This is a genomic window from Streptomyces sp. NPDC104202, assembly GCF_055584185.1.
On sequence record NZ_JBVJMN010000032.1, the window covers coordinates 1 to 19,837 of the forward strand.

Sequence of the window (19,837 nt, forward strand, 5' to 3'; positions counted from 1 at the left end):
GAGAAGCTCGGACGGTCCCCACCACGGTTGTCGTCACGGCGGAAACCGCCACCGCGGTTGTCGCCGCCACGGTCGTCGCGGCGGAAGCCGCCGCGGGCTACGCGCCGACGTACGCGGCGAGGTGCTCGCCCGTGCGGGTCGAGCGGTTCGCGACGAGCTCCGCCGGGGTGCCCTCGAAGACGATCGTGCCGCCCTCCTGGCCGGCGCCCGGGCCGACGTCGACGATCCAGTCGGCGTGCGCCATCACGGCCTGGTGGTGCTCGATGACGATGACCGACTTGCCCGCGTCGACGAGGCGGTCGAGCAGCCCGAGCAGGTTCTCCACGTCGGCGAGGTGGAGGCCGGTGGTGGGCTCGTCGAGCACGTAGACGCCGCCCTTCTCCGCCATGTGCGTGGCCAGCTTGAGCCGCTGGCGCTCGCCGCCCGACAGGGTGGTGAGCGGCCGGCCGATGTCGAGGTAGCCGAGGCCGACGTCGGAGAGCCGCTCCAGGATGCGCAGGGCGGCGGGGATGCGGGTCTCGCCGGCGCCGAAGAAGTCCTTGGCCTCGTCGACCGGCATGGCGAGGACCTCGCTGATGTCGCGGCCGCCGAACCGGTACTCCAGGACCGATGCCTCGAAGCGCCTGCCCTCGCAGTCCTCACAGGTGGTGGCGGCACCCGCCATCATCGCCAGGTCGGTGTAGATGACGCCGGCGCCGTTGCAGGTGGGGCAGCCGCCCTCGGAGTTGGGGCTGAAGAGGGCGGGCTTCACGCCGTTGGCCTTGGCGAAGGCGTTGCGGATCGGGTCGAGCAGTCCGGTGTACGTGGCCGGGTTGCTGCGGCGCGAGCCCTTGATCGGCGCCTGGTCGACGGAGACGACGTTCTCCCGGCGGGCCACCGAGCCGTGGACCAGCGAGCTCTTGCCGGATCCGGCGACCCCGGTGACCACGCACAGCACGCCGAGCGGGATGTCGACGTCGACGTCCTTCAGGTTGTGCGTCGAGGCGCCGCGGACCTCCAGGTGCCCGGTCGGCTTGCGGACGGTGTCCTTGACGGCGGCCCGGTCGTCGAAGTGGCGTCCGGTGACGGTGCCGCTGGCGCGCAGTCCGTCGAGGGAGCCCTCGAACATCACCTGGCCGCCGCCGGAGCCGGCGCGCGGGCCGATGTCGACGATGTGGTCGGCGATGGCGATGGTCTCCGGCTTGTGCTCGACGACCAGGACCGTGTTGCCCTTGTCCCGCAGTTCGAGGAGCAGGTCGTTCATCCGGCTGATGTCGTACGGGTGCAGACCGGTGGTCGGCTCGTCGAAGACGTAGGTGGTGTCGGTGAGCGAGGAGCCGAGGTGGCGGATCATCTTGATGCGCTGGCCCTCGCCGCCGGACAGGGTGCCGGCGGGGCGGTCGAGCGAGAGGTAGCCGAGGCCGATCCGGACGATCGAGTCCAGGGTGTGCAGCAGCTTGGCGATCAGCGGGGCGACCGACGGCTCGTCGAGGCCGCGGACCCAGGCGGCCAGGTCCCTGACCTCCATCGCGCAGACGTCGGCGATGGAGAGGCCGCCGATCTTCGACGACCTGGCCTCCTCGCTGAGCCGCGAACCCCCGCACTCGGGACAGGAGGTGAAGGTGACGGCCCGCTCCACGAACGCCCGGACGTGCGGCTGGAGCGCGTCCTTGTCCTTGGAGAGCATGGACTTCCGGATCTTCGGGATCAGGCCCTCGTAGGTGAGGTTGACGCCGTCGACCTTGACCTTGCGGGCCTCGCCGTGGAGGAACTCCGCCTTCTCGTCGGCGGTGAAGTCGCGGATCGGCTTCTTCGGGTCGAGGACGCCCGAGTCGGTGTAGACCCGGGTGGTCCAGAAGCTGTCCTGCTTCCAGCCGGGGATGGTGAACGCGCCGTCGCCGAGCGCCTTCGAGTCGTCGTACAGCTGGGTCAGGTCGATGTCGGAGGCGGTGCCGCGGCCCTCGCAGCGCGCGCACATGCCGCCGTGGTACACGGCCTTGGTGACGACGAGCTTCTCGCCCTTGCCCTTGTCGACGCTCATGGCGCCGCTGGCGACCCGCTTGGGGACGTTGAAGGCGAACGCGCTGGGCGGACCGATGTGCGGCGTGCCGAGGCGGCTGAAGAGGATGCGCAGCATCGCGTTGGTGTCGGTCGCGGTCCCCACCGTGGAGCGGGGGTCGGCGCCGAGGCGCTGCTGGTCGACGACGATCGCCGTCGTCAGCCCCTCGAGGACGTCGACCTCGGGGCGCGCGATCGTCGGCATGAAGCCCTGGACGAAGGCGCTGTAGGTCTCGTTGATCATCCGCTGCGACTCGGCGGCGATGGTGCCGAACACCAGCGAGCTCTTGCCCGAGCCGGACACCCCGGTGAAGACCGTCAGTCTGCGCTTGGGGAGCTCGACGCTGACGTCCTTGAGGTTGTTCACCCGTGCCCCGTGCACGCGGATCAGGTCGTGACGGTCGGCGACGTGCGGCTCGGTGGAGTCCGCGTCCGTCCCGGTGTCCTTGCTCATGGTCTCTCCATCTCTCCGGATGGGACCGCCCTTGCCCGGCCCCATCCGGCGAGCTTAGGCGGACACGCTCGAATCCCCCTCGAATCCCGCTCGAATTGCCCTCGCGGGGGGCTTGAGGGAAATTCGAGCGGGAATCAGGGGGGATTCGGGCCGTACGGAGGAGGACGCCCGGGGGTCCGGTGGGTTCCGGGCGGACGCGGCGGGGCGGGCCGGTCTCAGCGCTCCTGCAGCAGGCCGAGGACGTTGCCGTCGACGTCGGTGACGGTGGCCACCAGGCGGCCGCCGCCGACCTCGGCCGCGGGGTTCTGCACGACGGCGCCGGCGGCCGTCACCTCCGCCAACTTCGCCTCGATGTCCGGCACGTGCCAGTACGCGACCGGTGAGGCCATGCCCTGCGTCCCCGCCCCCGGGACCAGCCCGATGTGCTGTCCGGCGACGTCGAAGCCGACGTAGAAGTCCTCGTCGGTCTGGGGTTCGACGCCGAGCAGCGCGGTGTACACCGTCTTTGCCGTCGCCAGGTCCTTGACGGGGTGGAGCACCGTCTTGATTCCCTGGGTGGCGGGGTGGGACATGGTCACTCCTAGGTCGGGATCGTGTGACCGCATGCTAGGGAAAAGCCCTGTCGAAACGCTTCTCCGTTCTTGCTCACTCAAGTGGGAATCCAGCCATCTTTGACCGGAATTACAGAGGGCCTTGCCAGGCTGCGAGCGCGTTGCATCCAGAAGGGGAATCACGTGAAGAAGCTCGCATTGGTCACAACGGTGATCGTGACCGGCCTGGTGGGTCCGGCCGTCACCCCGGTGGCGGCGGTGGAGGCGGCCACTCCGGCCGCAAGCGTGGCCTGGTCGCCGTGTCCGGAAAACGATCCGACCCTCGGAGCCATGCTCAAGGGCCTCGAGTGCGGTTCGGTCCAGGTGCCGCTCGACTACGCCAACCCGGAAGGCCGGAAGATCAGTCTGGCACTGACCCGGGCCAAGCACACCGTCGCCGACGCACAGTACAAGGGCGTCGTGATCCTGCACCGCGGCCAGTGGCCCGGTCCGATCTCCCGCGACCTGCCCACCCGTTACGCCAAGGGCACCACCGGCCTCGCGCCGGACGTCGGCGCCGCCTACGACTTCATCGGCTTCGACCCGCGCGGTGTGGGCGCCAGCGAGCCGGCGATCGTCTGCGACCCGACCTACATCAACCCCGGCCATGCCCTGCCGGACCCGGTCCCGGCCTCGCCCGCCGCCGAGCAGGCACTGGTCGACCGGGCCCGCTCGTACGCCCAGAGCTGCGGCCAGCAGTACGGCGACGTGCTGAACCACCTCACCACCAAGGACTCCGCGCGCGACCTGGAGCAGATGCGCATCGCGCTCGGCCAGGAGAAGATCACCTACTTCGGCACCCACTGGGGCACCTACCTCGGCTCCGTCTACGCCTCCATGTACCCCAACCGGGTGCAGCGGATGATCCTCGACAGCGTCGTGAGCCCGAGCGGCGTCGGCTACCTGAACCACCTCGGCAAGAACTTCACCGCCGAGCAGAACGCCGGCATCTTCTTCACCTGGGTCGCCAAGTACGACTCCGTCTACCACCTGGGCACGACCGCCGCCCAGGTCGAGGCGAAGTACTACGCGGCCCAGAACAGCCTCCGCGACGCCCCCATCGACGGCAAGATAGGCCCGGCGGAGTGGGCCGACGTCTTCGAGCCGGTCGTCTACCGCCACTGGATCTGGCTGAACCGCGCGAAGATCCTCTCGGACTTCGTCGTCAACAACGACCCGACCTCGCTGAAGGCCAACTTCTCCGACCCGGGCTTCCCGCACCAGAACCGCCACACGATGACCAACGCGGTCAACTGCACCGACGGCCCCTGGCCGCGTGACTGGAACCTGTACAGCGCGGCCTACTCCGCCCAGTACGCCCTCGGCAGCACCATCCTCACCTGGAACAACGCCTGGTACATGGCGCCGTGCGCCTTCTGGCCGGCGCCCTCCCAGACGCCGCAGCAGGTCGGCAACGCCTCGGTGGACGTCCTCATCGTGCAGCCCGAGTTCGACGCCGCGAGCGGCGTGTTCGGCGCCTACGACACCCACCTGCGCTTCCCCAACTCCCGCTTCGTCATGGAGAAGGGCGGCCACAGCGTCGGTGCGGCCCTGTCGGCCAACGGCAACACCTGCCTCAACGCCTACGTCAGCGACTACCTGAGGGACGGCACCCGGCCCGCCTCGAAGTGGGGCGTCGACGCCACGTGCGCGGCGGCTCCCGACCCGGTTCCGGCCGGCGCCTGACCGGACGGGAGCGGGCCCCGCATGCGCGAGACATGCGGGGCCCGCACCCACCGGACCACACTCCGGGACGGCACTCCCGGAGCGACGCCCATCGGGTCAGCGCGCGGTGGTGGCCGCGTCTGCCCGGTGGGCGTCGACCAACTGCTCCAGCGTCCGCGCCAGTTCGTTCGGCGCGGGCATCGTGAGCACCTCCAGGCGGAGCCGCCGGGCGTTGGCCCGGAGGGTCTCGTCCTCGATGAGCCGGACGATCGCGGCGCGCACGCCGGGGCCGTCCACCTCGGCGGGCTTCATGGCCAGCCCCGCCCCGGTCCGGTCGAGGCACTGGAGCTTGAGCGGCACGTCGAACGCCCGGCTGACGAGCAGCTGGGGGACGCCGTAGCGCAGCGCGCAGCCGAACGACCAGGTGCCCCCGTGGTGCACCATGGCCGCGCAGGTCGGCAGCACGTCGGCGAGGGGCACGGACTCCACCAGGCGCGTGTTGTCCGGCACCCGGCGCAGCTGCTCCTGGGACTCCCGGGGCAGCGTCAGCACCAGCTCCATCTCCAGGTCCCCGACCGAGTCGAGGATCTCCTGGATCTTCTCGACGGGCAGCAGCTGCCGCACCGGACCGTCGTTCACCGCGTCGCCGAAGGTCATCAGGACCCGGGGCGCCCGGGGCGGCTCGGCCAGCCAACGCGGCACCACCGTCGGGCCGTTGTACGGGACGAACTGCATCGGGAGCGTCGTCGGACGGGCGTCGGGACGGAACGCGCCGGGCAGCGGGTCGATCGTGAACTGGCCGTTCACCAGGTCCTCGGAGAACTCCACGCCGTACTTCCCCGCCCAGCCGGACAGCCAGTCGCGCAGCCCGTCCGCGCGGTCCTCCGGGGGCTGCCGCTCCTGGGCGTGCAGGAAGTCCTCCCGCATCCGGCTGTAGACGTCCACCGAGTAGAGCACCCGGGCGTGCGCCGCGCCGACCGCGGCGGCCGCGACCGCCCCCGCGAACGCCTTCGCGCCCCAGAGCACCAGGTCGGGCCGCCATTCGAGGGCGAACCGCACGACGTCGTCCATCATCGTGTCGTTCGACCGCCGGGCCTGCGGGAGCACCAGGTTCTCGAAGACCCGGGTGGCCTGTTCCCAGTCGAGCCGGTCCCGGTCGGGGCGGACGTCGAAGAGCGGGTCGAGACCGCCGCCCTGCTGCGGACCCTGGCCCGCGCCGCCCGCGGCGGGCGCGGCGGCCTTCTTCCGCTGGTCCCGCTGGTCGCGCTGCCTGCGCACCTCCGCGGTCTCGCCCGGACCGACACTGATGCCAGTGAGGCCGGCCCCGGTCACGTCGTCGAGGAGGTCGGGCCAGCCGGCCACGCGTACCTCGTGACCGGCGGTCTGCAGGGACCAGGCCAGGGGAATCAGGTTGAACAGGTGCGTCTTAAACGGAAACGGCACAATGAGGACACGCATGACGGACCGCCTTAGCGTCGGGGCCGGGGGAGTTCATGGGGGTACTCCGCCCTTGCCGGTCCCGATCATCATGCTCAGGCGTCCGGCACGGTTCTTCTCCAGTTTTGCCGGGTGCCACCGGTTGCGGCGGTGACCAGGAACGTGATCACCGCGACCACGAGCGCCGCCGGAACCGGTCCCGCCAGGTCGCACAGGGCCCCCATGACCAGGATCGACACCGCCACGCCCGAGGGCAGCAGGGTGGCCCGCAGCGTCACCACCGACGACAGCTCCTCGGCGGACGCCGCGGCGAGCAGCCGGTTGTTGAAGTGCACGAAGGCAACCTCGAAGAGCACCAGGAACACGGCGTACAGGACGAGCGTCGGCACCGTGCGGCCGATCAGCACCGCGGCGAGCAGCGGCGGCATCGGCAGCACCGCCCAGACGGCCGACGGGACCCGGTCGAGGTACTGCTGCGCGGGCAGCGCGGCGAGCGACCCGGCGAAGATCGCGAGCGCCGACATCGCGACGAACACGCCGACCAGCCGGGTCCCGCCGTCCAGGAGGTGGAGCGGGATCACCGTGACGGCCACCGTGTGGAAGCCCTGCCAGAACGCGACCAGCAGGAAGCGGGCGAACAGCCGCCGCACCACGGGGTCCTCGACCCGCAGCCGGGTGCCGGCCGGGGCCGCCCCCTCGGCCTTCGCGTCGGCCGTCGAGGGCGCCGCCGCCCCCGGCAGCCCCCAGGCCAGCACCGCGGAGAGCGCGAGGGTCACCACGTTCAGCGCGATCAGGCCCCGCAACGACAGGACCGAGCCGGCCGGGCCGGCCAGCGCGGCGCCGACGCTCAGACCGGTCAGCTTGCCGATCTCGGCGATCGTGTTGGCCCGGTCGAGCCGCTCGGACGGCACCGTCCCGCGCAGCACGACGGCGGTGGCCGAGCGGGTGACCGCCTCGAAGAAGCCGCGGACCAGCACGAGTCCGGTGGCGACGGCGAGCAGCGCGGGTCCCGGCGCGGCGAGGGCGGCCGCGGTGAGCAGCAGGCTCGCGGGCTCGGCCAGCCGGATCAGCCGCTCCGGGGCGCGCCGGGCGAGCAGCCGGTTGAGCGGTGCGGCGAGCAGCAGCGCGGGCAGCCAGGGGGCGCTCAGCACGGCGCCGGCGAGCAGTCCGGAACCGGTGACCGACCCCACGTGGGTGGACAGGCTCACCAGCAGCAGAAAACTCCCGCACGTGTTGACGAAGAGCAATGCGGGAGTGAAATGGGGCGACCGAAATGTCGCGGGAAATAACGTCATGAAGCATCCCTCCAGGGCTGGAGGATGGCAGAGCTGAACGGATTTCGGCCAAGGGGAAGTCTGTCTATCTTGAACATATGACAGCAGCCACGCAGGGCGGCCCGTGCATCGTGATGGTCGATGCCTATGCCGCCGTCCGTTCACTCGTTCTCGAATTCCGTGAGCAGGGGTGCTCCGTCGTCCGCGTGCAGAGCACGCGCGACGTGCCGTTCGTGTACCGGTCGGCCCCGCACGTTCCCGGCGACTTCGTCGCCGACCTCGTCCACGACGGCGACGTCGACGCCACGGCCGAGGCGATCGCCCGGTTCGCTCCCCTCGCCGTGATCTCGGGCGGGGAGATCGGCGTCGAGCTCGCGGACCTGCTCGCGGAGCGGCTCGGCCTGCCCGGCAACGGCACCGCCCTCAGCACCGCGCGCCGCGACAAGCACCTCATGATCGAGACCCTGCGCGCCGCCGGACTGCGCGCCGCCCGCCAGCTGTGGGCCACCGACGCGGACGAGCTCGCCGCCTGGCACCGCGAGCTCGGCGGCCGGGTCGTCGTGAAGCCGCCGCGCAGCGCCGGCAGCCAGGGCGTCTCCTTCTGCGACACCCCGGAGGAGTCGGTCGCCGCCTACCGGTCCCTGGCCGACGCCGACGACGTCTTCTCCCAGCCCAACCGGGGCGCCGTCGCCCAGGAGTACCTGGCCGGCACCGAGTACATGGTCAACACCGTCAGCCGCGACGGGGTCCACCACGTCTGCGACGTGTGGCGGACCGGCCGCGTCAGCGCCAACGGGATCGTCGACCTCTGCGACGCGCTCTCCCTGGTCGACTCCGGCAGCCGCGTCGTCGAGCCGCTGAGGGAGTACGGCTTCCAGGTCCTGGACGCGCTCGGCATCCGGCACGGTCCCGCCCACCTGGAGATCCGGATGACCCCCGACGGTCCCTGCCTCGTCGAGGTCGGCGCCCGGATCGCCGGCGGCGGCATCCCGGCCGCCGCCGGGCTCGGCATCGGCGCCTCGCAGCTGGAGTGGACCGTCGAGGCGTATCTGCGGCCCGAGCGGTTCCGCGCCCGCGCCGGCACCCCGTACGAGGTGAAGCGGTACTGCGCGATCGCCGGCATGGTCTCCCCGGTGGAGGGGGTGCTCCGGGAGTACCGGGGGATCGGGGAGATCGAGCGGCTGGAGGGCTTCCACGCCCTGGTGACCCCGGTGAAGCCGGGCCAGGACATCCGCCGGACGGTCGACGACCTCACCTACCCGGTCATCGTGACGCTGCTGCACGACCTCGACGAGGTCGTGCAGCGCGACCTCAACACCATCCGGCACCTCGACGGCGTCGGGTTCTACGCCCTCGACGGCTCCTGACCGCCGTTCGACCGCGGCCCGACCGGCCGCCGACCCCGCCCCCGTTCGACCGCTGCCGATCCGCGGTCGAACATCAGGCGCGGGCGGCGGCCGGTGTGCTGCGCGACCACGCCGGCCGCGGCACCCGGTAGACGAAGCTGACGGCGGTCCGGGGCTCGGACGCCGTCGTGTTGGGCGCCGAGCGGTGCACCACCATGCCGTCGAACATGACCGCCGAGCCGGGCGGCAGGGGCACCGCCTCCGGCGCGGTCCCGGGCAGGTCCGCGTCCGCGATGTGCGGCTCGACGGCCGCCGCCAGCGGGGCCTCGCCCGGCAGCCGCTCGCGGTCCCCGGTGTGCGGCAGCAGCCCCAGCAGGTGCGAGCCGGGCAGGAACTCGAGGCAGCCGTTGCGCGCGGTGGCCGGTTCGAGCGCGATCCAGACCGTCACGATGCCGTGCTCGTCCGCGCCGAAGCCGGGCGGCGCGAAGGCCAGGTCCTGGTGCCACGGCTTCGCCGAGCCCACCACGGGCGGCTTGGCCCACAGGAAGGCGTTGACCAGCGTGCCCGGCCGGCCGCCGGCCGCCCGCGCGACCGGCCCGTCGGCCAGCCCGAGCGAGCGCTGCACCGCCTCGAACTCGGGGACGTGCTCGTGGATGCGGTCGGCCGAGCGGAGCACCCCGGCGAGCGCCCCGCCCCCCTGCTGCCAGGCGGCCCAGCCGCCGATGCCGGGCGCCTCCAGGACGAAGTCGCCGCTGGAGACCGTGCGGTCGCGGGCGAGCTCCTGCAGCCGGCCCACCGCGCCGCGGAGCCGGGCGAGCGCCTCGCCGGTCACCAGCGACGGGAGCCGCGTGAAGCCGTTCTCCCGCAGGCCACGGGATTCGGTGTCAGTCATTCCGCTGTTCCTCTCTCCTCGCGTCGGACGGCCGCGAACGGAGCCGCGACCTATCGCAGAATGCTCTCTTTCGGCGTTCGCGGCCTTTTCCGTTGTAGCGCCTCACCGCCTCTCCCTAAGCTCCTTGGACATGAGGTCGACCGACCGCATGAAGAGAATGACGAAGGGAGTTCACAATGAGCGACGGTACCTTCATGGAGACCCGTGACGCCCAGCAGGAGACCAGCAAGTGGTAATCCGCTGACAAAGCGAAATGCGCCGCCCGTACGGATTCGCATTCCGTACGGGCGGCTCGTCGTCCGTCGTCCCGAGAGAGAGGTTGAGATGGTAGGTAATCGCGTTTCCCACGTCATCGACATTCCCGCCGACTTGTTGGTGATCGACGACTCCACCGACGACCGCTACTGGGCGTCGGTGGACCGGGTCGTCGGCCTCGCGGGGGAGAAGGGCCGGACCCTCGACGGGGTGCCGCTGCTGGCGAGCATCGCCATCACGCACCCGGAGTGGCCGGTGCGGGCCGGCGCCGTGCGGCTGCTCGCCGCCCACCACGCGGACGTCCCCGCGGCGGCCTCCGCCGTGGCCGCCGCGACCCACGACACCGTCGACTGGGTCGCGTTCACGGCCCTCAAGGTCATCACGGAGTACCGCATCGCGGCCGCCGTCCCCGACCTCATCCGCATCTCGGGCTGGCCCAGCAACTTCACCAAGCCGGGCTGGGCGCGCAAGCCCGTCGGCTGCGGCGCGGCGCTCACCAAGCGCGCCCTCATCAGCGTCTTCGGCACCCGCGACTCCGCCGAACTCCGCCGCCTGGAGGACGAGTACTTCTCCGACATGCGGGCCCGGATCGAGGCCGCGCGCAAGCGGCCGCGGCGCAACGACGACGTCGCCCTGATCCCCGGCGGACCGGCGATCATGGGCGCGGTCGAGGAGACCGACGCCTTCCGCATGCTGACCGACGACCTGACGCTGAGCGCCGTGGACGTCCCCACCTTCCTGATCGACCGGACGACGGTGACCAACGCCCGCTACCGGGAGTTCCTCGAAGAGGTCGGCGACTCCGGCGAGTTCGACCACCCCGACCAGCCGGAGGAGCGGTCGCACCGACCCGCCCACTGGCACGACCCGCGGTTCAACGCCCCGGAGTTCCCCGTCGTCGGCATCGACTGGTACGACGGCTACGCCTTCGCGAAGTGGGCCGGCGGCGCGCTGCCCAGCGAGAACCAGTGGGAGAAGGCCGCGCGCGGCACCGACGGCCGCCGCTTCCCGTGGGGCGACGACTGGGACCCGTCCCGGGTCAACTACGTCGAGCGGGCCTTCGGCGAGAACGTCGCCGACCTCGACTCCCTGGAGGCGCTGCTCGTCACCGTCGAGCAGGGCGAGAACCCCTCCCACCCGGTGCTGGCCGCGGACGCCCTCCCGGAGGGCGCGAGCCCGTACGGCGTGCTCCAGACCTCGGGCAACGTCTGGGAGCTGACCCGGACCAACTTCTACACCGGCGAGGACATGGACCCCTTCTTCAAGGGCCGCCACCCGCTGGACTTCATGAACCGCAAGGACGCCTTCCACGTCCTGCGCGGCGGCACCTGGACCTCGCCGCCGGCCTGCCTCACCACCTTCTACCGGGGCAAGGACCTCATCACCGACCGCCACATGGAGGTCGGCTTCCGCTGCGTGTACGAGACGGCCGGCTGATGCGCCTGACCTCGCTCGGCCACGCCGCCGTCCTCGTCGAGACGGGGGCGGAGCGCATCCTCTTCGACCCGTGGCTCACCCAGCGCCTCGACCGCTTCTGGGAGCACCATCCGCCGCTGCCCGACGACCTGGTCCGCCAGGTCCTCGACGAGGGCGTCGACTACGTGGTCCTCAGCCACCACCACTACGACCACCACCACTTCCCCTCGCTGCTCCGGCTCGTGGACGGCGCCGACGTGGACTTCGACGACAGCCCGCGCCAGAGCGCCGGCGTCACCTGCGTCTACCCGGCCGGCCCCGTGCCCCCGCAGCTCACCGCCTCGGGCCTGGGGCACCAGGCGATCGCCTGGACGCTGCGCCGCTTCGGCTTCGAGCGCCTGCACCCGGTGACGCCGGGCGACACCGTCACCCTCGGCGGGGCGACGCTGCGGACCTTCCCCTCGGCCGTGTCGTTCCCCGAGATGAGCGTGCTCGTGGAGACCGCCGACGCGGCCGTCATGCTCTGCGGGGACGCCCTGCTGCACGAGGCGACCGTCGCGGCCTTCGGGCGCGACGACGCCCCGCGCCTCGACGCCGTGTTCGTCCCCGCGCACAGCGTCTCGCCGCCCGGGGTGCTCACCGAGCGCCGGCCGCTGACGGACCCGGACGCGGTCCGGGCCCGCGCGGTGGCGACCTTCGACCGCTACGTCGCGACGCTGCCGGCGACCGTCACCGTGCCCTCCTCGTTCGGCTGGCGCGTCAGCGGCGACGGCGAGCGGGACTACTCCTGGTGCAACCGGACGATGTTCCCCTTCACCCCGACCGAGGCCCTCGCGCGCCTCGGCGAACTCGGCCGCGACGGCCTGCTGTGGGGTCCGGGCCAGGTCGTCGAGGTCACCGACGGCAAGGTCGTGCGGGCCGACGGCCCCGTCGCCCCCGACGCGTACGACTTCGACGAGGTCTACGACGAGGTGCGCCTCCGCCCCGACACCCCGGTGCCGCCGTTCGACGCCTCGCTCGACCGCTACGGCAGCCAGACCAGGCCCGCCGAGGAGCTCCTGCGCGAGGTCCTCGACCGGCTCGTGGCGACCGACTACTGGTACCGGGCGCTCGACGACGGCGCCGGCCGGCACGTCGTCTCGCTGTACGAGGACGCCGACGGGGGCGGCGAGACCGCCTTCCTGCTCGACCCGGTGGCCGGCCGCGTGACCCGCCTCGGCCCCGGCCCGGCCCGTGCCCACGCCACCGGCGGGGAGGGCTGGACCGAGATCGCGGCGAGCACCCTGGAGGCCATGCTCGGCGCGGAGCTGCTGTTCGGCAGCTCCTTCGGCCTGTGGGCCTCCGACGGCGTGCTGCTGTCGGCGGTCTTCCACCACCCGTCCTTCTACACCCGCCACGTGGACCGGGAACTGCGGGAGGAGAACCGCTCATGAACCGCTCCGCCGTCTCCGGGACCGCCGTGACCGGCCCCGCCGCCCCCGGCACCGTCGTCTTCGAGCACTCCGGCGTCAGCCTGCGCGGCAACCCGCTGGGCGACCCGCACCGGCGCCGGACCGAGGTGCACCTGCCGCCGGGGTACGACGGCGTCCGCCGCTTCCCGGTCGTCTACTGGCTCCCCGGATTCGGCGCCCACCCCGGTCTCACCGGCCGGGCGCTCGCCTTCGGCGCCTCCGTCGCCGACCGCCTCCGGCAGGCGATGGAGGACGGCCGGGTGCCGCCCGCGCTGCTCGTCGTGCCGGACTGCACCACCGCCTACGGCGGCTCGCAGTACCTCGACTCGGCCGCCTCGGGGCGGTACGCCGGCCACCTCGCCGAGATCGTCGCCGAGGTCGACCGCCGGTTCGCCACCCGGGCCGAGCCGGCCTGGCGGGCCGTCGGCGGCAAGTCGAGCGGGGGCTACGGAGCCCTCGTCGCGGGCATGACCTCCGACCTGTTCGGGGCGGTCGTCGCCTGTTCGCCCGACGCCGGGTTCGAGCACTGCTACCTGCCGCTGCTGCCCGGCACGCTCGACACCGTGCGGGCGGCCGGCGGCGTCGACGCGCTCCTCGACCGCCGGGCCGGCGGCCCGCACGACGTGCCCTTCATGGTCGCCATGAGCATCATCGCCATGGGCATGTGCTACGCCGAGAAGGCCGGCACGAGCCCGTCGGACGCGCTGCCGTGCGACCCCGACACGGGCGTGTTCCGCGACGACGTGTGGCAGCGGTGGCTCCGGTACGACCCGGTGCGCATGCTGCCCGCACACGCCGGCCGGCTCGCCGCGCTCGGACTGCTCCACCTCGACGTCGGGCAGCGCGACGAGTACGGCATGCACTGGGGAGTCCGCGCCCTGCACGCCGCCCTCGACGCGCACGACGTCCCGCACGTCTACCGCGAGCACGAGGGCGGCCACCACGGCATCGAGCACGTCTTCACCGAGGCCCTGGCCGGCCTCTGGAGGGTGTGGCGCGAACCCGCGCCCGAGCCGCCGGCCGCGCCGAAGAGCGAGACACCGGCGGTGAGTTGGGTGAGTGGCACATGTGCGGTATAGCGGGCTTCATCAGCTTCGACGGACGCCGGGACCCCGCGCGGCTGGACGCCCTGGGGCGGGCGATGACCCGGGCCATGGCGCACCGCGGCGAGGGCTCCCGCGCCCCGTACGTCTCGGAGTGCGGCACCGTCATGCTCTGCGCGACCCGGCTGGCCGTCCGCGACCGCAGCCACGCGGGGGACCAGCCGATGGCCGACCCCACCGGCCGGGTCGTGCTCGTGCACAACGGCGAGGTCTACGGCTCCCGGGCGCCCGCCCCGCCGCTGTGGCCCCGCCGCACCAGCTGCGACACCGAGTTCGCCCTCCAGCAGGTCTGCCGCGAGGACGACCCCGCGGACGCCCTGCGCCCCCTCGACGGGATGTTCGCGCTCGCCTGGCACGACACCTCGACCGGCCGGGTCGTCCTCGCCCGCGACCACTTCGGCGTCAAGCCGCTCTTCTACGCCCTCACCGACGGCGGCCTGCTCTTCGCCTCCGAGCAGCAGGTCCTGCTCCGCACCGGCCTGGTCACCCCCGAGGTGGAGACCGAGGAGTACCTGCTGCGCTCCTGGATCCGGATGGACGCCGCCGACGACCACACCTGGCTGCGCGGCGTCCGTTCCCTCCAGCCCGCCGAGTACCTGGTCGTGGACGGCGGGACGACCCGCACCGCGCGCTACTGGCAGCCCGCCTCGGTGGACGGCCTGGTCGGCCCCGAGGAGATCCGGGCCGCCTTCGACCGGGCGATCCGCCAGCGGGCCGTGTCCGACGTCCCCCGGGCCGCGGTCCTCAGCGGCGGCGTCGACAGCACCGCGATCGCCGCGGGCCTGACCGCCGCCGGCGTCCCCCTCGACGGCTACGTGCTCCGCTACCAGGACGGCATCGGGGGCTCCGGCGACGACGTCGCCCACGCCACCGAGGTCGCCGGCCGGCTCGGCGTGCCGCTGACCGTCTGCGACCTCGACCGGCACGCCGCCGCCGACCTGGTGCCCGTCCTGCCCACCCGGCTGATGCGCCCGCTGCTGCACGGCGCCGAGCTGGCCATGCACCACCTGTACGGCACCATCGCCGGCGACCGGAAGGTGGTCGTCTACTCCGGCCACGGCGCCGACGAGCTCTGGGGATACCAGGACGGCCGCTACTTCCCCGTCGTCGACCCGCTGGCCCCCACGTACATCCACGGCCGCCACTACCTCACCCACCGGCTGCACGCCGACGAACGGCCCGTCTGGGCCCGGCTCGTGAGCTGGATGGCGCACGAGCTCGACGTCGACATGAGCGTCGTCACCGACCGGGTGTGGGCCCGCACCATGGACGAGTACCGGGCGCTGAAGACGGCGTCGCCGCTCAAGCGGGGCCGGCACCACCTGATGCGGCGCTTCCTCGTCTACGTCAACGACATGGTCGACGCGACCTCGTCGACCTTCACCCTGGAGGACCGGCCCGTCTTCCAGGACGTCGCCCTCACCGAGCTGGCCTTCCGCTGCCCCGAGCACCTCAAGGACACCAACAGGCCCGGCAGCCACAAGAGCCTGCTGAAGGACGCGCTCGCCGACCTGATGCCCGCGTCGGTGCGCCACCGCCGCAAGCAGGGCTTCCCCACCCCCACCGACCCGCGCTACGTCCAGCGGCTGACCGAACTCGCCGACGGACTCGGCACCCCCTTCGGACTGCCCCCGCTGCCGGCCGACCTCCGCTCCGAACTGGGCGTCGGCGAATGGATGTTTCTCGCGTCCTCCTCCGCCTGGCTCGACCACCTCGCGGAGTTCAGAACCGAACCGAGGAGTCTTGGCCATGGTGAACCCTCCCGTCCCGCAGTGGCGCTGGCACGTCCTGGACAGCGCCTCCGACCTTGACCCGGTGCCGCCGGTGCTCACCGAGGCGCAGGCCCAGGAAGGCTGCAACTTCACGGTGTGGCGGCCGACCGCGCTGCCCGCCGGCTGCGACACCACCGTCGGCACGATCCGCCGCGAGGCGCCCCCCGGCCGCGTCGAGGCCGAGGGCCGCACCCCCTGGAGCGACGCCAACCCGGCCGGCTACCGCACCGAGATCTCCGGCGGCGGACGGCGGCTGCGCCTCAAGCAGTTCCACTACGACTGGGCGTTCCCCGCCGCCGACCACCCCTGCCTGTGGGGCGGCGAGACCCGGCCCTACGAGATCGGCGAAGGCCGGGTCGCCTGGCTCGGCACCGACTACCTGGGCCACGTCGCCGGCAGCGCCAGGATGGCCCGTACGACCGTCGAACTCTCCGTCCTCGAAGGCGAGTTCACCGACGACGAACTCGTCTCCCTGTTCGCCGCGCTGCGCCCCGCCGTCCCCGAGGCCATGGAGCGCGTCCTCGCCACCCCCTTCGCCGAGCTGAGTTACTGGGCCCGGCACCGCGCCGACATGGTGTCCGTGCCCACCGGCGTCTTCTCCTTCCACCGCCACGGCAAGGAGCACGAGGGCGAGTGGGTCCCCACGGCCGAGGTCACCGCCTTCCTGGCCGGCCAGGGCGTGCCCACGACGGCAGGCGGCTTCCGCGCCGAGAGCGCCGCCACCTTCGGGGACGGCGCCGCCGTCCGCGAACTGGAGGTCGTCTACGCCTCCCCGGGCGGCGGCGAACTGCGCCTCACCGCCCAGCGCACCGGCGGCGGCCGGATGGAGTTCCCGCCCGTCCGCGAGAAGCACCCCGCCGCCGACGAACTCCACGACCTCGGCGGCCGGCCGCTGCACCTCGGCTACCTCGACGCCGAGTACGGCGCCTGCGACGCCTGGTGGCAGCACCCGGACGGCTACGACCTCCGGCTGCTCGGCAGCGCCGGCGCCGGCATGGGCCGCGAGACCTTCCTCGGCCTGGTCGCCGCCCTCGACGCCGGGCTCCGCCTCGCCGGCAACGCCCAGGTGCTCGGATGACCACGCCGGAACGGCCCGTCCTCGACCCCGCCACCGGCCGCGAGCTCACCCGGCTCCCGGACACCGGAGCCGACGGGGTCGAGGACGCCGTTGCCCGCGCCGACGCCGCCTTCCGCGGCGGCTGGGGCGCCACCTCCCCCGGGCACCGCGGCGACCTGCTGCGGGCCCTCGGGGAGCTGCTGCGGGACGACCGCGAGGCCCTCGCCGGCCTGGAGCGCGACAGCGCCGGGAAGCCCACCGCCCGCGCCCTCGGCGAGGTGGACTTCGCCGCCCGCGTCACCGACTGGTTCGCGGCGGCCGCCCGCCACCCGGTGGGGGAGACCCACCCGGCGGGCCCCGGCATGCGCACCTACACCGACCGGGTGCCCGTCGGCGTCTGCGCGGCGATCGCGCCGAACAACTACCCCCTGCTCCTGGCCGTCTGGAAGATCGCCGCCGCCCTCGCCTACGGCAACACCGTCGTCGTCAAGCCCGCGCCCGAGACGCCGCTGTCCCTGCGCCGGTTCGTCGCCCGCGCCGGAGAGCTGCTCCCCGAGGGCGTGCTCGGCGCCGTGTACGGCGGCGCCGACACCGGCCGGAGCCTGTGCGCGCACCCGGCCGTCGGCATGGTGTCCTTCACCGGATCGACCGCCGCCGGCCGCGACGTCGCCCGCCGCTGCGCCGACGGCCTCAAGCCCGTCTCGCTCGAACTCGGCGGCAAGAGTCCCGTCGTGGTCTTCCGCGACGCCGACCTCGACGCCGCCGCCCACGCCGTCGTCACCGGCTTCACCGGCAACACCGGCCAGATGTGCGTGGCCGGCACCCGGCTCGTCGTCGACCGGTCCGTGCACGGCGAGTTCGTCGCCCGGGTGGCCGAACTCGCCGCCGCCCTCCGGGTCGGCCGGCCCGCCGACCCCGCCACCGACCTCGGCCCGCTCGTCAGCCGCGCCGCCGTCGACCGCACGGCCGGAGCGGTCGAGGAGGCGGCGGCGAAGGGCGCGCGGGTGATCCTGCCGCCCGGCGCCGACGGCGTCCGGCACGACCTCGACGGCGGGTTCTACGTCCACCCGGCCGTCGTGGACGACGCCCCCTCCGACAGCCGCGCCTGGCGCGAGGAGATCTTCGGCCCGGTGCTGTCCGTCGCCGCCTTCGACACCGAGGCCGAGGCCCTGCGCCTCGCCCACGACACCGCGTACGGCCTGTCGGCCTCCGTCTGGACCTCCGACGCCGACCGGGTCGAGCACCTCGGCCGGAACCTGCGCGCCGGCATGGTGTGGGTCAACACCTGGGGCGACACCGAGGAGACCGTCAGCGTCTCCGGCATGGGCTCCTCCGGGTACGGCCGCGAACTGGGCCTGCACGCCGTGGAGGGCTACACCCGGCCGCGCGCCGTGTGGGTCGCCCACCGGACGGCGAGGTGACCCGCCGATGACGGCCGCCGCCTCCCCCCGGCTCGACTTCCGCAGTGACACCCGCACCCTGCCGGACGCCCGCATGCGGGCGGCGATGGCGCAGGCGAAGGTCGGCGACGACGTCTACGGCGACGACCCGACCGTCACCCTGCTGGAGGAGACGGTCGCCGGACTCCTCGGCACCGAGGCGGCCCTGCTCATGCCCACGGGCACGATGGCGAACCTCGTCGCCCCGCTCGCCGCGGCCGGACCGCCCGGCTCGCCGCCGCCCCGGCTGATCGCCGGAGCCGACACCCACATGGCGTTCCTCGAAGGGGACGGCCTGCGCCGCTTCGGCGGGGTCGAGCTCGTCACCGTGGCGCAGCGACCCGACGGCCTGCCCGACCCCGACGCCCTCACCGCGCTGCTCGCCGCGGGCCCGGCGGACCGCGGGACGGTGGTGTGCCTGGAGAACACCAGCATGATGCGCTCCGGCAACGCCCTCGACGCCGCGGCGACCCGCTCCGTGGCCGCGCTCGCCCACCGGTACGGCGCCCACTTCCACCTCGACGGCGCCCGCCTCGCCAACGCCGCCGTGGCGCTCGGCGTCCCGCTCGCCGAGCTCGCCGCACCCGCCGACAGCGTGGCCTTCTCCGTCTCCAAGGGCCTCGGCGGACCCGTCGGCGGACTGCTCTGCGGGACCCGGGCGTACATCGGGCACGCCCGGGAGACGCGGACCTGGCTGGGCGGCTCCCTGCACCAGGCGGGGATCGTCGCCGCACCCGCCCTGGTGGCGCTGGGTCGGCTCCCCGAACTGGCCGCCGACCACGAGAAGGCCGCGGTCCTCGCCGCGGGGCTCGCGACGGTGCCCGGGGCGGAGGTGATGCGCCCGCCGCGGCCGACGAACATGGTCATGGCCCGACTCGCCGGACTGGCCGCCCAGGAGTGCGCAACGGGCCTCGCGGAACACGGAGTTCGCGTTCTCCCGCTGCCGAACGGCCATGTCCGCTTCGTCGCGCACCGGTCACACGACATGATCAGTGTGCGCGCGGCCGTCACGGCGCTGGCGGCCGTGGCGGCCGCCCTGCCCGCGGGGCCCGGCCGGCAACCGAACGAGCCGTCCCCGCGCGGGGAGGGCTCCGTGACACCGATGGAGGAACCATGACCGACATGCCACCGCGTGGTCTGGAGGAGCGGCTCAAGGACACCCGCGCCAGGCTGGAGAACGACGTCGACCTCTGGGTCGCGACGTCCGGCGCCGAGGGCGGGGTGCACCTCATCCCCCTCTCCTACCTGTGGGACGGCACCGCCTTCCTCATCTCGACGCCGCGCGCCTCGGTCACCGGCCGCAACCTGCTGGCCGACGGCCGCGTCCGTCTCGGCCTCGGCCCCACCCGCGACGTGGTGATCGTCGACGGCGTCGCGGAGGCCGTGGACACCGAGGAGCTCGGCCAGGAGGCCGGCGACGCCTTCGCGGCCAAGACCGGCTTCGACCCGCGCGAACTGGACCAGCCCTACCAGTACTTCCGCATCCGCCCGCAGCGCACCCAGGCGTGGCGGGAGGCGAACGAGCTGGCGGGCCGCGGCCTCATGCGCGACGGCGCCTGGCTCGGCTGACCCGCGCACGACCCCGCTCCCGCCGCCCGCCGGCCGGTCACACCCCCGTGACCGGCCGGCGGGCGTGCGAGGGGCGGGTC

The 19,837-nt window shown here is 73.2% G+C and carries 15 protein-coding genes; 10 read left to right on the forward strand and 5 right to left on the reverse strand.

Annotated features, from left to right (window positions below; all coding sequences use genetic code 11):
- Window positions 1–97: 97 nt before the first annotated feature.
- Window positions 98–2,491 (reverse strand): ATP-binding cassette domain-containing protein, encoded by a 2,394-nt coding sequence (locus ACZ60W_RS20870; protein WP_469756822.1) that lies wholly within the window; start codon window positions 2,489–2,491, stop codon window positions 98–100.
- A gap of 215 nt (window positions 2,492–2,706) precedes the next feature.
- A complete protein-coding gene (locus tag ACZ60W_RS20875) occupies window positions 2,707–3,063 on the reverse strand; it encodes a VOC family protein (RefSeq protein WP_366305223.1) in 357 nt (118 codons plus the stop codon).
- 162 nt (window positions 3,064–3,225) lie between these two features.
- On the opposite strand from ACZ60W_RS20875, the gene ACZ60W_RS20880 reads away from it, so the two are divergent.
- Window positions 3,226–4,767 carry an alpha/beta fold hydrolase gene (locus ACZ60W_RS20880; RefSeq protein WP_469756823.1) on the forward strand — a complete coding sequence of 514 codons (1,542 nt, stop codon included), beginning with the start codon at window positions 3,226–3,228 and terminating at the stop codon, window positions 4,765–4,767.
- A gap of 96 nt (window positions 4,768–4,863) precedes the next feature.
- Here ACZ60W_RS20880 and ACZ60W_RS20885 read toward each other — a convergent pair whose 3' ends face one another.
- Together ACZ60W_RS20885 and ACZ60W_RS20890 are read right to left on the reverse strand one after the other, a co-directional pair.
- Window positions 4,864–6,204: a nucleotide disphospho-sugar-binding domain-containing protein gene (locus tag ACZ60W_RS20885; protein WP_469756824.1), complete on the reverse strand. Its 1,341-nt coding sequence runs from the start codon at window positions 6,202–6,204 to the stop codon at window positions 4,864–4,866.
- Between the two features lie 74 nt (window positions 6,205–6,278).
- Window positions 6,279–7,430 (reverse strand): MFS transporter, encoded by a 1,152-nt coding sequence (locus ACZ60W_RS20890; protein WP_469756825.1) that lies wholly within the window; start codon window positions 7,428–7,430, stop codon window positions 6,279–6,281.
- 125 nt (window positions 7,431–7,555) lie between these two features.
- Between ACZ60W_RS20890 and ACZ60W_RS20895 the strand changes: the two genes are divergently transcribed.
- Entirely contained in the window at window positions 7,556–8,824 is a 1,269-nt protein-coding gene (locus ACZ60W_RS20895) for an ATP-grasp domain-containing protein (protein ID WP_469756826.1), read from the forward strand.
- A 73-nt stretch (window positions 8,825–8,897) separates the two neighbouring features.
- Here the strand turns inward: ACZ60W_RS20895 and ACZ60W_RS20900 are convergent, their stop codons facing one another.
- A complete protein-coding gene (locus ACZ60W_RS20900; protein ID WP_469756827.1) occupies window positions 8,898–9,695 on the reverse strand; it encodes a phytanoyl-CoA dioxygenase family protein in 798 nt (265 codons plus the stop codon).
- A 375-nt stretch (window positions 9,696–10,070) separates the two neighbouring features.
- Here ACZ60W_RS20900 and ACZ60W_RS20905 point away from each other — a divergent pair, with 375 nt between their 5' ends.
- Genes ACZ60W_RS20905 through ACZ60W_RS20940 form a run of 8 tightly spaced genes read left to right on the forward strand, consistent with a single transcriptional unit; the run spans window position 10,071 to window position 19,757 of the window.
- Complete coding sequence (locus ACZ60W_RS20905; RefSeq protein ID WP_469756889.1) at window positions 10,071–11,387, forward strand: formylglycine-generating enzyme family protein; 1,317 nt, start codon at window positions 10,071–10,073, stop codon at window positions 11,385–11,387.
- Complete coding sequence (locus tag ACZ60W_RS20910) at window positions 11,387–12,799, forward strand: MBL fold metallo-hydrolase (RefSeq protein WP_469756828.1); 1,413 nt, start codon at window positions 11,387–11,389, stop codon at window positions 12,797–12,799. Before ACZ60W_RS20905 ends, ACZ60W_RS20910 begins: the two co-directional genes overlap by 1 nt.
- Window positions 12,796–13,896 carry an alpha/beta hydrolase-fold protein gene (locus tag ACZ60W_RS20915; protein WP_469756829.1) on the forward strand — a complete coding sequence of 367 codons (1,101 nt, stop codon included), beginning with the start codon at window positions 12,796–12,798 and terminating at the stop codon, window positions 13,894–13,896. Before ACZ60W_RS20910 ends, ACZ60W_RS20915 begins: the two co-directional genes overlap by 4 nt.
- Window positions 13,884–15,731 carry an asparagine synthetase B family protein gene (locus ACZ60W_RS20920; protein WP_469756830.1) on the forward strand — a complete coding sequence of 616 codons (1,848 nt, stop codon included), beginning with the start codon at window positions 13,884–13,886 and terminating at the stop codon, window positions 15,729–15,731. The genes ACZ60W_RS20915 and ACZ60W_RS20920 overlap by 13 nt, the downstream gene beginning before the upstream one ends.
- Entirely contained in the window at window positions 15,670–16,770 is a 1,101-nt protein-coding gene (locus ACZ60W_RS20925) for a hypothetical protein (RefSeq protein WP_469756831.1), read from the forward strand. Before ACZ60W_RS20920 ends, ACZ60W_RS20925 begins: the two co-directional genes overlap by 62 nt.
- Entirely contained in the window at window positions 16,767–18,170 is a 1,404-nt protein-coding gene (locus tag ACZ60W_RS20930) for an aldehyde dehydrogenase family protein (RefSeq protein WP_469756832.1), read from the forward strand. Before ACZ60W_RS20925 ends, ACZ60W_RS20930 begins: the two co-directional genes overlap by 4 nt.
- A gap of 7 nt (window positions 18,171–18,177) precedes the next feature.
- On the forward strand, window positions 18,178–19,305 hold the full coding sequence (locus ACZ60W_RS20935; protein ID WP_469756833.1) for a threonine aldolase family protein: 1,128 nt from the start codon (window positions 18,178–18,180) through the stop codon (window positions 19,303–19,305).
- Window positions 19,302–19,757, forward strand: a complete 456-nt coding sequence (locus ACZ60W_RS20940) for a pyridoxamine 5'-phosphate oxidase family protein (protein ID WP_469756834.1) — start codon at window positions 19,302–19,304, stop codon at window positions 19,755–19,757. Before ACZ60W_RS20935 ends, ACZ60W_RS20940 begins: the two co-directional genes overlap by 4 nt.
- Window positions 19,758–19,837 lie beyond the last annotated feature (80 nt).

Excerpts from the sequence above, each read along its gene's own strand:
- ACZ60W_RS20930 (WP_469756832.1), top strand. The coding sequence starts at position 16,767 with ATGACCACGCCGGAACGGCCCGTCCTCGACCCCGCCACCGGCCGCGAG.
- ACZ60W_RS20875 (WP_366305223.1), bottom strand. The coding sequence starts at position 3,063 with ATGTCCCACCCCGCCACCCAGGGAATCAAGACGGTGCTCCACCCCGTC.
- ACZ60W_RS20940 (WP_469756834.1), top strand. The coding sequence starts at position 19,302 with ATGACCGACATGCCACCGCGTGGTCTGGAGGAGCGGCTCAAGGACACC.
- ACZ60W_RS20870 (WP_469756822.1), bottom strand. The coding sequence starts at position 2,491 with ATGAGCAAGGACACCGGGACGGACGCGGACTCCACCGAGCCGCACGTC.
- ACZ60W_RS20935 (WP_469756833.1), top strand. The coding sequence starts at position 18,178 with ATGACGGCCGCCGCCTCCCCCCGGCTCGACTTCCGCAGTGACACCCGC.
- ACZ60W_RS20925 (WP_469756831.1), top strand. The coding sequence starts at position 15,670 with ATGGTGAACCCTCCCGTCCCGCAGTGGCGCTGGCACGTCCTGGACAGC.
- ACZ60W_RS20915 (WP_469756829.1), top strand. The coding sequence starts at position 12,796 with ATGAACCGCTCCGCCGTCTCCGGGACCGCCGTGACCGGCCCCGCCGCC.
- ACZ60W_RS20900 (WP_469756827.1), bottom strand. The coding sequence starts at position 9,695 with ATGACTGACACCGAATCCCGTGGCCTGCGGGAGAACGGCTTCACGCGG.
- ACZ60W_RS20910 (WP_469756828.1), top strand. The coding sequence starts at position 11,387 with ATGCGCCTGACCTCGCTCGGCCACGCCGCCGTCCTCGTCGAGACGGGG.
- ACZ60W_RS20920 (WP_469756830.1), top strand. The coding sequence starts at position 13,884 with ATGTGCGGTATAGCGGGCTTCATCAGCTTCGACGGACGCCGGGACCCC.
- ACZ60W_RS20895 (WP_469756826.1), top strand. The coding sequence starts at position 7,556 with ATGACAGCAGCCACGCAGGGCGGCCCGTGCATCGTGATGGTCGATGCC.
- ACZ60W_RS20885 (WP_469756824.1), bottom strand. The coding sequence starts at position 6,204 with ATGCGTGTCCTCATTGTGCCGTTTCCGTTTAAGACGCACCTGTTCAAC.